The sequence below is a fragment of the Microbacterium sp. 69-10 genome (assembly GCF_001897945.1).
In the GTDB taxonomy this organism is placed as follows: domain Bacteria; phylum Actinomycetota; class Actinomycetes; order Actinomycetales; family Microbacteriaceae; genus Microbacterium.
The window spans coordinates 138,267-138,853 of sequence record NZ_MKRT01000019.1 but is presented as its reverse complement, the minus strand read 5'-3'; the positions used below and the strand labels follow the sequence as shown (position 1 = coordinate 138,853).

1 protein-coding gene is annotated in these 587 nt (G+C 71.0%); it reads left to right on the top strand.

Going from position 1 to position 587, the window contains the following annotated elements; genetic code table 11:
- A partial coding sequence (locus BGN97_RS08185; RefSeq protein ID WP_292699922.1) for a family 1 glycosylhydrolase occupies window positions 1-587 on the top strand: 587 nt, incomplete at both ends.

The following is a 587-nucleotide window of genomic DNA, read 5'->3' as shown; positions in this document are numbered from 1 at the left end:
TCGTCGACGAGCCGCTCGGCGCCGGCATCGTGCCGTGGCTGACCCTGCACCACTGGGACATGCCGCAGGCGCTCGAGGAGCAGGGCGGCTGGACCGACCGCGACATCGCGGATCGCTTCACCGAGTACGCGCTCAGCGTGCACGACGCACTGGGCGACCGCGTGCAGCACTGGACGACCATGAACGAGCCGTGGTGCTCGTCGTTCCTCTCGTACACGGCCGGCGTGCACGCGCCCGGTCGCACGAGCATCCGCGACGGCCTGCTCGCGTCGCACCATCTGTTGCTCGCACACGGCCAGGCCGTGCAGGCGCTGCGCGCGCGCGACGCCGACCTCGATCTCGGGATCACGCTCAACCTCACCGTCGCCGACCCTGCCGATGGCGACGATCCGCTCGACATCGCCGCCGCGCGCCGCATCGACGGGCAGTTCAACCGCTGGTTCCTCGATCCGCTCTTCCTGGGCGAGTACCCGGGCGACATCGTCCGCGACATCCGTGCGGTCGACCCCGCCGCGATCTCCGACTGGCAGGATGCCGTGCACGACGGCGATCTCGCCGTCATCTCCACGCCGCTGGACGCGCTGGGC